A 14,084-nucleotide genomic window follows, 5' to 3' on the forward strand; every position below is an offset into this window, starting at 1 on the left:
GTGATGACAATGCGAGAAGAAAAACCGAAATCCCCTTCTCAAATGAACAAAGGTCCAAAGAAAAACAATTGGTTCTGGCCTGTCCTGTATTCAGCCATCGCGGTTGTCTTCGTCGGTATGATCTGGGGGTATAACGCATTCATGAAAAGCGATTCCTCTGAACAAGCCGACATGGCAGGCAAAGATCCGAGCGATTCCGTCGTAGTAGAGACAAACGCAGGAAACGAGACGTTGAAATACCCATTCGCCGAAACATTACTCGATGATGCAGTTATTCTACATGAATTTTATGATGCCGGCGCGAGTGAGGAAATGCGGGAGAGCGCACTGCTCGTCTTCGATCAGAAATATGTGACGAATACGGGTGTCTGCATCTCGGTGGGAGGCGAACCGTTTGAAGTGGTTGCCGCCATGAGTGGAAAAGTGAAGGAAGTCATCGACGATCCGTTCAAGGGCAGCGAAGTGACGATCACTCACGCGGATGGCAAGGAAACGACATATGGTTCCTTGACAGGCGTCCTGGTCAAGCCGGATGAGGAAGTCGTGCAAGGACAAGCTATCGCAACCGCCACGGAAAATGAGTGGAACCCGGAAGCGGGCGTCTACTTGCATTTCGAAGTGAAAGAAGACGGCGTGACAAAAAATCCGCGTACGTATCTCGGATTCCAATAAGATCCCTTGAGGCCATTCCGATGAAATTGGAGTGGCTTTTTCCTTTTCCCCAGAATATCTCCGATACCCTCCAGAAATCCCGTGTTTTCCGCATACCTGCCGCATTTGCCGCATAAGATGAAGGAAGATACGGAGCTGACAGGAAAGGAAGAGGGCGTGCACGAGCAAATACGGAGGCGATGCGTGCGCCTCGGCAAGATGTTGCTGGAAACGGGACTTACAGTGCGGGCGCTGGCGAAAGCGACGGGGTACTCCAAAAGCACAGTCCATAAAGATCTCACGGACCGCTTACCCAACGTCGACCTGGCCTTATCGGAGGAAGTCGCCAAAATATTGGCCTACCATAAGTCTGTCAGACATCTACGCGGCGGCGAGGCGACACGCATCAAATGGATGAATGAAACGAAGAAGATTGGCGATGAATAGGAAAAAGGGACGTGTCGTGAACAATGCCGACCGTCCTTTTACTATGGAAGGAAAATGTAAGAGAATATCCAAAATATTTCATCGTTCCTGGTACCAAAGTATGTTCACTACCGGATAACTATGGTAAAATTATAAGTTAGGAGAGTACATATACGGGAATTTCGGAAGGGGAAAATTGAGGAATGTTTTCAAAAGATATCGGGATAGACCTTGGCACAGCCAATGTCCTGATTCACGTAAAAGGAAAAGGGATCGTATTGAATGAACCCTCGGTCGTAGCCGTAGATAAAAAGACAAATAAAGTGCTGGCCGTGGGCGAAGAGGCAAGACAGATGGTCGGGCGGACACCGGGGAACATCATTGCGATCCGTCCGATGAAAGATGGGGTCATTGCGGATTTTGACGTGACAGAGGCGATGCTTCGCCATTTTATTAATAAATTGAATGTCAAAGGGTTTTTATCCAAGCCACGCATCCTCATTTGCTGCCCGACCAATATTACGAGCGTCGAGCAGAAGGCGATCCGGCAAGCCGCAGAAAAGTCGGGCGGCAAACAGATCTATCTCGAAGAGGAGCCGAAAGTGTCGGCAGTCGGCGCAGGGATGGACATTTTCCAGCCAAGCGGCAATATGGTCATCGACATCGGAGGCGGGACGACCGACGTGGCCGTTCTGTCAATGGGCGATATCGTAACCTCGCAGTCTATTAAAGTGGCGGGAGATACATTTGATACGGATATTACGAACTATATTAAAAAAGAGTACAAACTGCTGATCGGGGAACGGACAGCAGAAAATATCAAAATCAACGTCGGCACCGTGTTCCCAGGCGGCCGGAAGGAAGAAATCGATATCCGAGGACGCGATCTCGTTACGGGGCTGCCCCGCACGATCACCGTCAATTCGCAGGAAATCGGGGATGCTCTCAAGGAATCGGTTTATCTGATCGTCCAAGCGGCTAAAAATGTCTTGGAGAAGACACCGCCTGAACTGTCAGCGGATACGATCGACCGGGGGATCTTCCTGACAGGCGGCGGCGCCTTGCTGCACGGGATCGACCAGCTGCTTGCGGAAGAGTTGAAGGTCCCGGTGTTCATTGCCGAAAGTCCGTTGGATTGTGTCGCGATCGGGACCGGGATTCTATTGGAGAACATGGGCAAAGCATCGATGGTGTAAATTGGAGATTGAAATGAATGGAGATATGCCGAAAATAAGTATAAGGAGGTCAGGCTTATGTTTCGCGGATTTTATACAGTCGGATCGGGGATGATCGCCCAGCAGCGGAAGACGGAGTTGCTGGCGAATAATATTGCCAATGCGAATACACCGGGGTTCAAGGCGGACCAGTCCGTCATCCGTTCCTTCCCGGAAATGTTCATGTCAAGCATTGAGACGGCCCGGATCCCGACGAAGAACGGATTTCAAATGAAAGGCCTCTCGCCGGTCGGCCCGATTTCGACAGGTGTCTATATGCAGGAAACCCTGCCGCTCTTTACCCAAGGGCAACTGCGGGAAACGGGGTTGAATACGGATGTGGCGTTGATCGATGGGCTGCTGCCGACAGATGAGGAAACGGGGATCCAAGGTGCGATCTTCTTCCGGTTGGAAAATGAAGGCGGCACGGAACATTATACGAAAAACGGCAACTTTGCGCTCGATCCGAACGGTTTCCTGACGCATCCGGCGGGCTATTACGTATTGGATGAAAACGGCCAGCGCATCGAATTGCAAAACGATGATTTCCACATTACGAGTGAAGGTGTTATCATGGATGGGGACAACGAGGTGGCGACAATCGGTGTTTCATTTGCCCAGCGTCCTGATACGCTCATGAAACTTGGCAACGGGACATTCGTCCAAGAAGGCGGAGGCGATCTGCCGGCTGCTGATGGCGTTGCAGGCGTCACATACTCGATGCAGCAGCGGTATTTGGAAGCTTCCAACGTGGATGCAGCCCGGGCGATGACCGACATGCTCACCGCCTATCGCGCGTTCGAGGCGAATCAAAAGATCCTGCAAGCGTACGACCGAAGCATGGAAAAGACTGTGACGGAAGTCGGACGAGTCACGTGAATTCTCTCTTAAGTGAAAGGGGCCAACACGCATGATCCGCACGATGGCGACAGCGACCAATACGCTCAATCAATTACAACACCAATTTGATATAATCGGCAATAACTTGGCCAACGCAAGCACGCATGGCTATAAATCGAATGAAGCGAGCTTCCATGAGCTCCTTTATCAGCAATTCAACAATGACAAGGCGGACGAGGCGCCGCGGCAATCGCCGCTCGGCATCCGCTACGGAACCGGCGCGGTCCTGGGACAAGCGCAGGTCAATTGGAAGATCGGCTCCTTGCAGATGACGGGACGGGAACTCGATTTCGCGCTGACGGAACCGAAGCAGCATTTCAATATTCTGATGCCCGGGGAAAACGGCGAGCAGACCGTCTATACGCGGCAAGGGAACTTCTACGTGTCACCGGTGGCAAATGGCCAATTGATGCTCGTGACGGGCGATGGCTACCCGGTTGCGAACAGTGCAGGCCAACCGATCACGTTTGCCGATAACGTCCAAAGCTACAAAGTCCAGCCGGGCGGTGTGCTGGAAATGACATTTACAGACGGAACAGTCGGACAAGCGGAGCTGGGGATCACTGTGATGGAGCGGCCGAACGTCATGACACGCCTATCTGCAACCAATTTCGCCCTTCCGGAAAACTTGGCGGATTTAGGGGTCAATGAAGCCGACATCCTGACCGAAATCCAAGGGGCGGCGCGGAACGGAATCGGATTGCAAAACCAGGCACTCGAAGCATCCAACGTCAACTATGAGAAGGAAATGACCGATTTGATTTCCGTCCAGCGTTCCTATCAATTCAATGCACGCACAGTGACATTGGCAGATCAGATGCTCGGCCTCATCAACGGCATCCGATAATTGCCAGTGGCGAGAATAATACTTTTTAGATGAAAAGCAGCGAAAGTCTGTTACGATAGAGGGGCGGTCCAAGCCATCGGAAGGTTTCGACCGGATGACCCGGACGAAGGGTCTCGGCATAGTCCGGCTACCGGCAGCCAGAGATTAGAGAACTAGGGAGTATCGGATATGACAGATGAAAAACGGTATGGTTCCAATCAGATCGGTCGGGAGCGGCTGGAAACCGAAGCACCGGCCAAACGATCGTTGCGCACCTCCCGTCATGAACGGAAAAAGAAGGAAGAAGAGACCGGGCAACCGGAGGAAAGCCGGAAATGGGTTCAGATACGGATCCTGCCGATATGGCTCCGCATCCTCCTGGTCCTTTTGCTATTGGCGGGCGCGGCCATTCTAGGGGCGATGATCGGTTACGGCTATCTCGGGGACGGCCAGCCAAGCGAAGTGCTGAAAAAAGAAACATGGACACATATCTTTGATATAATGAACGGAAAAGAGTCGTAAGCGGCTCTTTCATTTTTTACATAACGCACCATCAGGAGGAAATGCTATGCTGACAGCAAGTCAAATACAAGAAATCATCCCGCATCGTTATCCTTTCCTGCTCGTGGATCGGATTTTGGAACTTGAAGAGGGGAAACGGGCGGTAGGCCTCAAAAACGTGACGGCCAATGAAGACTTTTTCAACGGCCATTTCCCAGGCTATCCCGTCATGCCCGGAGTTCTCATCGTGGAAGCGCTTGCACAGGTCGGAGCGGTGGCCATGCTCCAAAAAGAGGAAAACAAAGGGCGGCTCGCCTTCTTCGCAGGCATCGACAACTGCCGTTTCAAACGGCAAGTGACGCCGGGCGACACATTGCGCCTGGAAGTGGAAATCGTCCGGTTGCGCGGCTCAATCGGCAAGGGGAAAGCGGTAGCTACCGTCGATGGAGAAATTGCGTGCGAAACGGAAATGACATTTGCGCTCGGACCGGCCAGCGGAAACTAAATTTGCAAGGAACTTGAAATTTCGTTACAATGGTCAATGCAGTGTCGTGCCTACACGGCAACGCACTTTTATAGTAGGAGGGTACAACTGGATGTTCAAAGATTTATCTCCAAATATCAAAAGCAGTATCACCAGATCCATCACACAAACGTTTGAACAATATATGAGCAATATCGAATGGAGCGAGGAACGATTCAGCATCGATGATTATTTTTCCAGCTGGCGCGAGTACATCACGACGAAAGCGCTCTGGTACAACAAAATACCGGATGCCATGAAACAGGATCCTAAATTCCATCAAGACCTGGCCGATCGCATCAATGAAATCATTGAGCGCATCTTAAGCGAACCGCCATCCGAAGAGCAAATCGCCACCATTCAAATGATGCAGGAAGAGCTCGGCACCCACTATGAATATGAGTGCAAAGCCGAAGCATTATACGTGGAAAACATATTGAAGAATTATATACAAAACCAGCGCTGAGCCGGCTTCTGGGCCGCTCCTTCAAATATTAGCGGAAGCAAGGATAATTCCCTCTTTTCGAGCCAACCTACAAATATCATACGGTCTGTATGATAAACGGCTTGTGGAAAGGAGGGAATTTTTCATGTTCAAAAAAGTCTTACCGCTCGTTTTCATGTCGGGCCTCGTCCTCGCAGCATGTAACAACAATGGGGATAACGAAAACAACGGCAATAACGGGGCAGTTCCGAACAACAACGAAACGCCGATGGAAAACCTGGAAGACCGGACCCGGGATTGGACACCTGATGTGAACAATAACGACGTAAACAACAATGGGCAAACCGGACCGAACCTCGACGGCATCGATAACGGCAATGACAACCGGGTACGTGACGGCATCATAAACGATACCGACATGAACAATGGGCTCGATACCGGTGACACAACCACTACCCCACGTGACAACGTCAAGGATGACCTGAATAACAACCGGAAAAACAACATGAACGGTACCAACAACCGCTAACCGCAAGCCGACCGAAAAACCGTCCCTCGCATCGAGGGACGGTTTTTGCCTGTCTAACTGAGCCTATGTCTCGCGCTCATAACTAGCGTCGGCACGCTCATAATTCTGAATCTGCCGCTCATAACAGCGTCGGCGCGCTCATAACGGGCGAATACACGCTCATATATATGGGGTACGCGCTCATAACGGGCGAATATGCGCTCATATACATGGAGTACGCGCTCATATCGAATGGATCCCGCTCATATCTGGTGCTCCCGCGCCCATATCCCGTGTGTCCCCGCTGATATGAGATGGGTTGGCGCTCATATCGAATGGATCCCGCTCATATCTGGTGCTCCCGCGCCCATATCCCGTGTGTCCCCGCTGATATGAGATTGGTTGGCGCTCATATCGAATGGATTCCCGCTCATATCTAGTGCTCCCGCGCCTATATTATGTGTGTCTCCGCTGATATGAGATGGGTTGGCGCTCATATCGAATGGATTCCCGCTCATATCTGGTGCTCCCGCGCCTATATTATGTGTGTCTCCGCTGATATGAGATGGGTTGGCGCTCATATCGAATGTATTCCCGCTCATATCTGGTGCTCCCGCGCCCAAATCCCGTGTGTCTCCGCTGATATGAGATGGGTTGGCGCTCATACCGAATGGATTCCGCTCATATCTGGTGCTCCCGCGCCCATATCCCGTGTGTCCCCGCTTATATAACGCGTGTGCCCACAGGCGGAACGCTCACTTTTACCCAAGCTTTCATACCCCTCCCGCCTTATGCCTCCTTGCGTATACTAGGTGTTCAAAATCATAAAACTAAATGTTTGTCAATTAATTGTGGTTAAAACCCTCAAAATTCTATTTTGAGGGAATCTATTCCAAATATCAAATTTGTTTGATAACCTCAAAGAAGGAGGGAGAAAAATGATCTTTAAAGAAAGAGCGATGCCGAAAAACTTAGTAGGCACGGAAGCTTTAATGAGACGCCTTCATCCAGATCATGCAAAATATCAACAAATTCGGGAAAATCATCGGAACACGAAAGCAGGGTTTGGGGGAGAACAGGATTTTGATAAGCATATGAAAGAGTTCAGACCTAATTATCCATATGCTATCCTGCATGACATTTGTCTGAAACAGGACGGAATCTATTTTCAAATGGATTCCATATTAATTACCCCAGCATTTATCGTGATTTTTGAAGTGAAAAATTATGCAGGGAAGATATGGATCAAGTCCAAACCAACCCAATTCATCCGCGAACTACAGTCGGGCGAACGAAAAGTGATGACCAGTCCCATCGTCGAGCTAGAGCGCAAACAATACTTACTGAACAATTGGCTTATGCAAAGGAAGATTAATTTGCCCATCAAAACAATCGTGGCTTTCGCTTTTACAAATGAATTGATGATGGAGGAAGAGCTGGAAATCAAGATTCTCTTTACTAATGAAGTCCCGAATTATTTAAGGACAGTGCCGATAGAGAATGAAATCATTAAGAGAGAAGAGATTCAAAGGTTGACTAATTCAGTAAGAAAACATCATCAAGAGTATGATCCGTTTCCGATGATTGAAACAATGGGCTTGGCACGGGAGGATATTCTGTTCGGCGTCATCTGCCCATCTTGCGGTTGCCGCCAAATGGAATGGATTCAGAGAAAATGGGGCTGTCCGCATTGTAAGCACGCCAGCACAACCTCACACCATGACGCGCTTGCAGACTGGACATGCCTCATCAGCAAACGAATTACAAATAAAGAGTTCCGTGAGTTTACATTTTTGAAAAATCCTCATGTTGCCAAGAGGCTCTTACTGCGTTCCGGCCTATCCAAGAGGGGAGAACGCCGAGGTGCTTATTATGTAATGGAATAGAACAGGATGCTAAAACGCTTCAGCTTCATAACATGTTAAGCGTTTTAGCATTCATAGTTCAATCTATTGTGCTCGTAATTAATAACTGCGTGCCCTGTGTTCATAAACGTTTGTTTTCGCCCATAACTCCATGTCCGCGCCCATAAACGTTTGTCCCTGCACGTAACCCACGCCCCCATCCCCACAAAAAAAACCGCCCTCATCTCCAGGCGGCATTCCCGAATCTCAACTATTCTTCTTATCTTTTTTCAACCGAGGGCGGGAGCGCATGTCGGACTCGAAGCGGCGGAGCAGGTCGCCGCCGTCGAGGCCGTCGCCGATCAGCTCTTCAAGAAGTTGTTCCGCGTATTGGGAGCGGGCCCGCTTTAGTCGGCCTTTCATGAGGACTGAAATATTGTCTCCGATTTTTTTGACTGCTTCGACGGCGACGCGGAAGGCGGCTGGTTCGTTTTCCGGGTAGGAAATGACTACTTTGGCTTCCAGCAGCTCGTCGGCGGCTTTCCATTTTTCGAACGTTTCCTGATATTTTTCATCGATGAACAGCTCCAGGACCCACATATGGTGGCTGTTTTCCTGATTGATGATAATCCCGTCGATTAGCGGGAAATCCCTCATTTGATCGTCGTCCAGGATGCTGACGGACAACATTTTAAACGTTTTCATGGTCGCCACCCTCCTCTTTTTTCATCCAGTATACCACAGCTTCCAAAATAATCGGCAAATGTGCGAAAGTCGAATTATCACGGAAAATGAAAAACTTGACGAAGTGCGTCAAATCAAGGAAAGCCCATCAACCTCCCCGGATAGCCTCCCTCCAAATCCCCGGTTTGACCGCGAAAAACAGGTCAAAATGCCATTTTGGGACTTTGCCAGGAAGAAGCCCCGCCGCGTATGATGAAAGCAATCCACAAAGAAGGGAGGGACCTACTTGAACCAGGTTGCACTCGTGGGGCGCCTTACGAAAGATCCCATGCTCCGGAAATTTACGGAGGGGCGGATGCAGACAAGTTTCGTATTGGCCATCAATCGCAATTTCAGAAATCAAAAAGGAGAGGTGGACACGGACTTTGTCCTTTGCACCGTGTGGGGAAGGACGGCGGAAAATACGGCGAAGCATTGCGGAAAAGGATCTTTGATCGGCGTAGGCGGACGGATCCAGTCGCGGACATATGAGCGGGCGGATGGGAAGCGCGTGTATGTCACTGAAGTGATTGCCGATGATATCCGTTTTTTGGCGACGAAAAACCGGACTCATGACAACCTGTACAGTGAACCGGATGCCAGCGAAGCGTCTTCATTAGCGGGTGAGGAGGCAACGGAGCATTTTCAATTGCCGGAAAAGGAAATGGAAGGACTACCGATTTTCTGATCGTCGTGCAAGATACATAGCGTCGGCGGAAAATCGCAAGGAAGGAGAAGAGGGGGCCGGTCTGCAAGCCGGGAATGGTTGACACAACTGAAAAATGGAATGAGAAATTTAAAGGATGGACTCCGCCGGGAGGGGAACCGGCGGGCCGAATAAACACATGCCGTGGACTGTGACCATCAGGGGTCCGATGCACGGTGAACATGGGGAAGAACAGCTTATATCAAAGAGGGGCGGTAACTCCGCCGACAAAAAGCCGGACAAGTCAGGCGGGGGAGACTGCTTTCCCCGCCAGCATATCCGGCGTCATATGAAAGGGTGTGTCAAATGCGTACTATCGAAAAAGAAGTTCTACGGATGGAACTGCAAATCGGGCAATTGATCAACATCATCGCAAACCTCAATGAACGGATCGGTCACTTGGAGGACGACAGACGGAAAGGCAGGACAGCCACTGTACATAAAATCCCGCTCGCCCGCCGTCATTGATCGAAGGATAGCAGATCCTCCAACTCGGTATCCGAAAGCTCGGTCAACCATTGGCTCGATTGAATCAGTTCGGCGGACAGTTCCGCTTTCTCAGCGAGCATCTTATCAATTTTCTCCTCGATCGTCCCGATGGTCACAAATTTATGGACATGGACGAACTTCGTCTGCCCGATCCGGTATGCCCGGTCGGTTGCCTGGTTCTCGACAGCCGGGTTCCACCAACGGTCCGCATGTAGGACGTGGTTCGCCCGTGTCAAATTCAAACCGGTCCCTCCTGCCTTCAATGACAGGATGAATACGGGGAACTCGCCGTTCTGAAAGGCCGCAACGAGATGGTCCCGCTGTCCTTTCGGCATGCTGCCCGTCAAAAACGGTACATCGATGCCGTGCAATTCCGATAAACTTTGGCGGATCAGCTGACCCATTCCGATGTATTGCGTGAAAATGAGACATTGTTCGCCATTTCCTGCAATATCAGCGGCCATCGTGACGATCCGTTCAAGCTTATCCGATCGGGTTAGAAGCTGTTCTGCCGGGGCGGCAGGCTCTTTTAGGAACAGAGCGGGATGATTGCATAATTGCTTAAGCCGGCTGAGCATTTTCAAAATCAACCCTTTTTTCTCGAAGCCGGTCAATGTCTGCAATTTGAATTTCGTCTCCTCAAGGAAGCTCTCGTATAAGGCGGCTTGCTCGGCAGTCAGCGGACAATATTCGTTTTGCTCGAGCTTCTTCGGCAAATTCAGCTGCAATTCGGGATCGTTTTTTGTTCTTCTCAATAAAAACGGACGGATCTTCGCACGAAGTTTCCGTTTATCCAATTCAGAATCATCCCGCTCGATCGGAATGATGAAGTTGTCCGTGAACTTGCGGAAGCTGCCGAAATACCCTTTATGGATAAAATCGAAAATGGCCCACAACTCGGACAATCGGTTCTCAATCGGTGTCCCGGTCAAAGCGATATGATGCTGCCCATGGAGCTTGCGGATCATCCTTGATTGCTTCGTCTGCATGTTTTTAATATTTTGGGCTTCATCGAGTGTGATGCTGGCAAACTCGACTTCGGCTAGCATCTCACCGTCCTGGGAGGCCGTTCCGAACGTCGTCAGCACGACATCCGGTTTTTTCGTTTCCAATAAAGCCTTGAAATCCTCTTCTTTCGCACGGGATGGCCCGTAATGCGTATGGACGGAAAGGGAAGGGGCAAAGCGCTCAATCTCTTTCTGCCAGTTCCCGAGCACACTCGTCGGGCAGACAATCAATGACGGGGAATCCGAAAGCTGCTGCCGATGGACATTCAGCAAATAGGTGATAAGCTGGACCGTCTTTCCGAGCCCCATATCATCTGCAAGGCAGGCCCCGAATTGATTGGCACGCATGAAGACAAGCCAGTTGTAGCCTTCGACCTGATACGGACGCAGATCCGTCTGCAAGTCTTCGGGGATAGCCGCTTCAGGCAACCCTTTCTTATCGGAGAGCATCTCCATGTAATGACGCAGCGATTTCTCCATCGTGAAAGCGAAAAGAGGATCATCCAAAAGGTCTTCGTCTTCCATAGGAACGATCTCCTCCGGCACGTCCTGGAACAGCAGGTCCTTCACGGTCCACTCGCCGGCATCCGCCCGGTCCATCAATTCCCGGATTTTCCGGAGCCATTGGGGGTCGATATGGAACCATTCGTCACCCGAACGGATATACTCCCGGTTTTCGTCGACGAGCTTGCGGAAGGTTTCCCGGTCGATTTCCCGATCGGCGAGCGAAAAACTCCAATCGAAGGACAGCACTTCATCGAGTCCCGTTGCCGACTTAAACGAAGTGACGCCTGCGTTCGTCCGGATCCGCATTTTCGATTCGGTCACCGATTTCAACCAAGCCGGAAGGATGACCGGGAAGCCGAACGTCTGGAAGAGCGGCAAATCGTTTTGAATGAACAGCCGGACATCGCTATCCGCCATCTCGAAGGAGAGGAACCGATCACCGGGCAAGACGTCCACCGAACGGAGGAAAGACGCCATTTCAGACTGCCTTTTTAAAATATCCTCCGCAAACGGCTTCCATTTCGCCGGCAGGGCATCCCCGATGGGCGCATCTTTCTTGCGGACTGCAGGTACCCAGTGCGATCCCCTTTCGCTCACAAGGACGGTTTCAAGCAACCATTCGGAATCCGTATCCATTTCCGGTTCGGTCAAACGGAAGGCGACGCGGACCGACATATCTTCAGGTGATTCATCGGGCCAGCCGTACGTCTGCAAATGGGGCAGCAAGGTGGCCAACTGCTCGGAATGGATGCCAAGGTCCGCCAGTTTGCTATCGACTGCGAGCACAAGAAGGGATGCCGCTTCCTCCGATACTCCATCACGAAACCGGAGCTTGCCGTCTTCCAGCTCCGCGTGGGTCCAGACATCGCCATCCGACCAGGCTGTCGCCGCTTCGCGGATGGATTCGAGAAGGCGGCTGTCGATTTCGGTCATCCCTTCCACCGTCACAAACGGATGCAAACGGGAAAAAATCGAAAGCAGTTGATCCGGTCGGACGTTGACCGCATCCTCCGTCACGTCGGCAAGCAGACCGAACAAGGACTGCTCTTGATGAAAGAACAAATAGGAAGCGAGTCGATCGGGAGCTATCCGGACACCATCCGGATCTTCTGCAGAGATGGAAAAAAGACGATGATCCGCCTGCTGGATGGATAGGCGGAATAGAAGGTTTAATGTTTCATTCATATGTTCAGATTCCCTTTCTCCATTTCTTCCATCAATGCGCGAAGGCGGCGGTATTTCTCGCGCACGGTATCGATATACTTGTTCCAGAATTCAACTTTTCCGCTTTTTTTCGAGCCCGCTTTCATTTTCTTGAAAATGCGGACAGCGGAACGATAGCTATGCCGATTCTTTTCATTGATTAATTGCATGGCATAAGTATGGAGGAGGGGAAGGACGGTCGCGGGATCTTCAGCCAAGGCAATCTTCAGGCCGCCCACTTCAGCCTCTTCATAGGTGACGCGGAATCGATGCATCAAAGCGGCCCATTCGGTAAACCGGTTGCTCTCCACAAGGAAATCCGCGTATATGTCGACGCCCGCCATGCCGTATTGCAAGAAAAGCGCTTCCCGATCCGCATCAGGGAAATCGGCCGTTTCCAATAAACCGTCTAAATGGCGGATGAAGGATGAATGGTGCGCATAGTCGTCCGCATGGTTGACGAAGTCGCCAAGGTGAGGAAGCAATGCCCGCATGATGGTGGTCAGGCACTCGATCTCTTCTTCCTCTTCGGCCAAATCCGCCAAGGGAAGCCAGATCGGCACTTGGGCCGTCTCCATATGAGCGACCGCCTGTTCCAATTTATCCTGCCTGCCTTGCAGCAGATGGAACAAAGCGGTGAACATACGGGATTCCTCCGTCCCGTAATTTTGCAGGATCGTCACCTCGGCCTCCCGGGAAGTGGTCTCCATGAAAAGCCCTTGCCAAAAGAGGCGGTACACGTAAAACCGCTCATCGAGCAGTCCTTCATTGAATAAGGCGAATGCCCGGACCATCTCTTTCAAGCGCTCATGGAATACGTCCGCCTCGAACAGCTTCGGTTTCGAACCGATCGAGTGCACGGAGTCCTGCAGTTTTTCCATCTGCTCTGTCAGCCAGTTTTTCACATACCATTTTCCATAATGAAAGGACAGGTTATCGCCTCTCAGATGGCCGGCGAGATACGGCCAGGCGGCATCGAGCAAATGGAGCCGGTAATATAATTCAAAAAGCGGCTTCCACTCCCATTCGAAAGGGGAGAGCGGCTTCATTTTTTGTTCGATCAAATTGCTTTCGTGAATGAAAACTCCGGGATTTTCATTCAATTCGATGTGGCGCAGCGGGGCGGTCAAGCGGGATAACACTTGGATCCACGCATCGGGCGTCCGGTCAAATACAGATAAGCTCATTTGCGCCGTCTCCATCTCCCGCCATTCATGCAGCCAGTCCGTAATCGAATGGAACTGGGAAAAGAGATGGAAAACGACAGCAATCCGGTGGGGACACCAGCCGGGCTCGCCGCAAGTGCAAGTCGCCTCCATATTCGGAAAGGACAGGAGGACCTCTTGCGGCCCCGGTTCCTCCCTTATAGCCGCAGTGATTTCACCGGGCGTTGCAGTGAACCGATAAGGGCCTACCACGTTGCGCCGGACATGGGACGTGGCTCGTCGTATCACCTGCGCTTCCCCCGGAACGTCGGGGCGAAGGGCATGTTTGATTTCATCGAGGAAAGTTTCAATTTCTTTTTCGTGTAAATAGGAAACACGTTCAACGGTCATGTGCATCGGACCACTCCCTAAGAAAAGCATTCCTTTCATTATAACGCTTTTTGGG

Annotated in this window: 16 protein-coding genes; 12 read left to right on the top strand and 4 right to left on the bottom strand. The window is 50.9% G+C overall.

Going from position 1 to position 14,084, the window contains the following annotated elements:
- The first annotated feature begins 9 nt into the window (after positions 1-9).
- The 9 genes from OXB_RS07500 (at position 10) to OXB_RS07540 (ending at position 6,015) form a co-directional block, all read left to right on the top strand.
- On the top strand, positions 10-672 hold the full coding sequence (locus OXB_RS07500; RefSeq protein ID WP_041073161.1) for a M23 family metallopeptidase: 663 nt from the start codon (positions 10-12) through the stop codon (positions 670-672).
- A gap of 156 nt (positions 673-828) precedes the next feature.
- Complete coding sequence (locus OXB_RS07505; RefSeq protein ID WP_041076426.1) at positions 829-1,098, top strand: sporulation transcriptional regulator SpoIIID; 270 nt, start codon at positions 829-831, stop codon at positions 1,096-1,098.
- Between the two features lie 182 nt (positions 1,099-1,280).
- Positions 1,281-2,273, top strand: a complete 993-nt coding sequence (locus OXB_RS07510; protein ID WP_041073163.1) for a rod shape-determining protein — start codon at positions 1,281-1,283, stop codon at positions 2,271-2,273.
- A gap of 57 nt (positions 2,274-2,330) precedes the next feature.
- Positions 2,331-3,170: a flagellar hook-basal body protein gene (locus OXB_RS07515; RefSeq protein ID WP_041073164.1), complete on the top strand. Its 840-nt coding sequence runs from the start codon at positions 2,331-2,333 to the stop codon at positions 3,168-3,170.
- Positions 3,171-3,201: 31 nt separating this feature from the next.
- Entirely contained in the window at positions 3,202-4,038 is an 837-nt protein-coding gene (locus tag OXB_RS07520) for a flagellar hook-basal body protein (protein WP_041073165.1), read from the top strand.
- Positions 4,039-4,206: 168 nt separating this feature from the next.
- The gene (locus tag OXB_RS07525) at positions 4,207-4,539 is read left to right on the top strand and encodes a DNA-directed RNA polymerase subunit beta (protein WP_084212405.1); all 333 of its coding nucleotides are present in this window, start codon (positions 4,207-4,209) and stop codon (positions 4,537-4,539) included.
- 46 nt (positions 4,540-4,585) lie between these two features.
- On the top strand, positions 4,586-5,023 hold the full coding sequence (gene fabZ, locus OXB_RS07530; protein ID WP_041073166.1) for a 3-hydroxyacyl-ACP dehydratase FabZ: 438 nt from the start codon (positions 4,586-4,588) through the stop codon (positions 5,021-5,023).
- A 91-nt stretch (positions 5,024-5,114) separates the two neighbouring features.
- Positions 5,115-5,507: a hypothetical protein gene (locus tag OXB_RS07535; RefSeq protein ID WP_041073167.1), complete on the top strand. Its 393-nt coding sequence runs from the start codon at positions 5,115-5,117 to the stop codon at positions 5,505-5,507.
- Between the two features lie 124 nt (positions 5,508-5,631).
- Positions 5,632-6,015 (top strand): hypothetical protein, encoded by a 384-nt coding sequence (locus OXB_RS07540; RefSeq protein ID WP_041073168.1) that lies wholly within the window; start codon positions 5,632-5,634, stop codon positions 6,013-6,015.
- Positions 6,016-6,320: 305 nt separating this feature from the next.
- Here the strand turns inward: OXB_RS07540 and OXB_RS07545 are convergent, their stop codons facing one another.
- Positions 6,321-6,596, bottom strand: coding sequence for a hypothetical protein (locus OXB_RS07545; RefSeq protein WP_041073169.1), 276 nt, complete (start codon positions 6,594-6,596; stop codon positions 6,321-6,323).
- A gap of 336 nt (positions 6,597-6,932) precedes the next feature.
- Between OXB_RS07545 and OXB_RS07550 the strand changes: the two genes are divergently transcribed.
- The gene (locus OXB_RS07550) at positions 6,933-7,880 is read left to right on the top strand and encodes a nuclease-related domain-containing protein (protein WP_041073171.1); all 948 of its coding nucleotides are present in this window, start codon (positions 6,933-6,935) and stop codon (positions 7,878-7,880) included.
- Between the two features lie 225 nt (positions 7,881-8,105).
- Here OXB_RS07550 and OXB_RS07555 read toward each other — a convergent pair whose 3' ends face one another.
- Positions 8,106-8,543 carry a YwpF family protein gene (locus OXB_RS07555; protein WP_041073172.1) on the bottom strand — a complete coding sequence of 146 codons (438 nt, stop codon included), beginning with the start codon at positions 8,541-8,543 and terminating at the stop codon, positions 8,106-8,108.
- 265 nt (positions 8,544-8,808) lie between these two features.
- Between OXB_RS07555 and OXB_RS18200 the strand changes: the two genes are divergently transcribed.
- Together OXB_RS18200 and OXB_RS18835 are read left to right on the top strand one after the other, a co-directional pair.
- Entirely contained in the window at positions 8,809-9,249 is a 441-nt protein-coding gene (locus tag OXB_RS18200) for a single-stranded DNA-binding protein (RefSeq protein ID WP_070098195.1), read from the top strand.
- A gap of 324 nt (positions 9,250-9,573) precedes the next feature.
- On the top strand, positions 9,574-9,735 hold the full coding sequence (locus tag OXB_RS18835) for a hypothetical protein (protein ID WP_158333657.1): 162 nt from the start codon (positions 9,574-9,576) through the stop codon (positions 9,733-9,735).
- On the opposite strand, the gene OXB_RS07565 is transcribed toward OXB_RS18835, so the two are convergent.
- Positions 9,729-12,455 carry a DEAD/DEAH box helicase gene (locus OXB_RS07565; RefSeq protein ID WP_041073174.1) on the bottom strand — a complete coding sequence of 909 codons (2,727 nt, stop codon included), beginning with the start codon at positions 12,453-12,455 and terminating at the stop codon, positions 9,729-9,731. The two genes, OXB_RS18835 and OXB_RS07565, sit on opposite strands and share 7 nt — an antisense overlap.
- Positions 12,452-14,029, bottom strand: a complete 1,578-nt coding sequence (locus OXB_RS07570) for a hypothetical protein (RefSeq protein WP_158333659.1) — start codon at positions 14,027-14,029, stop codon at positions 12,452-12,454. Before OXB_RS07570 ends, OXB_RS07565 begins: the two co-directional genes overlap by 4 nt.
- Positions 14,030-14,084: the final 55 nt, after the last annotated feature.

Source organism: Bacillus sp. OxB-1 (assembly GCF_000829195.1).
Lineage (GTDB): Bacteria > Bacillota > Bacilli > Bacillales_A > Planococcaceae > Sporosarcina.

Coding starts and splice junctions, on each gene's coding strand:
- OXB_RS18835 (WP_158333657.1), top strand. CDS start 9,574: ATGCGTACTATCGAAAAAGAAGTTCTACGGATGGAACTGCAAATCGGG.
- fabZ (WP_041073166.1), top strand. CDS start 4,586: ATGCTGACAGCAAGTCAAATACAAGAAATCATCCCGCATCGTTATCCT.
- OXB_RS07500 (WP_041073161.1), top strand. CDS start 10: ATGCGAGAAGAAAAACCGAAATCCCCTTCTCAAATGAACAAAGGTCCA.
- OXB_RS07555 (WP_041073172.1), bottom strand. CDS start 8,543: ATGAAAACGTTTAAAATGTTGTCCGTCAGCATCCTGGACGACGATCAA.
- OXB_RS07545 (WP_041073169.1), bottom strand. CDS start 6,596: ATGAGCGGGAATACATTCGATATGAGCGCCAACCCATCTCATATCAGC.
- OXB_RS07515 (WP_041073164.1), top strand. CDS start 2,331: ATGTTTCGCGGATTTTATACAGTCGGATCGGGGATGATCGCCCAGCAG.
- OXB_RS07535 (WP_041073167.1), top strand. CDS start 5,115: ATGTTCAAAGATTTATCTCCAAATATCAAAAGCAGTATCACCAGATCC.
- OXB_RS07565 (WP_041073174.1), bottom strand. CDS start 12,455: ATGAATGAAACATTAAACCTTCTATTCCGCCTATCCATCCAGCAGGCG.
- OXB_RS07550 (WP_041073171.1), top strand. CDS start 6,933: ATGATCTTTAAAGAAAGAGCGATGCCGAAAAACTTAGTAGGCACGGAA.
- OXB_RS07510 (WP_041073163.1), top strand. CDS start 1,281: ATGTTTTCAAAAGATATCGGGATAGACCTTGGCACAGCCAATGTCCTG.
- OXB_RS07540 (WP_041073168.1), top strand. CDS start 5,632: ATGTTCAAAAAAGTCTTACCGCTCGTTTTCATGTCGGGCCTCGTCCTC.
- OXB_RS07520 (WP_041073165.1), top strand. CDS start 3,202: ATGATCCGCACGATGGCGACAGCGACCAATACGCTCAATCAATTACAA.
- OXB_RS07525 (WP_084212405.1), top strand. CDS start 4,207: ATGACAGATGAAAAACGGTATGGTTCCAATCAGATCGGTCGGGAGCGG.
- OXB_RS07570 (WP_158333659.1), bottom strand. CDS start 14,029: ATGACCGTTGAACGTGTTTCCTATTTACACGAAAAAGAAATTGAAACT.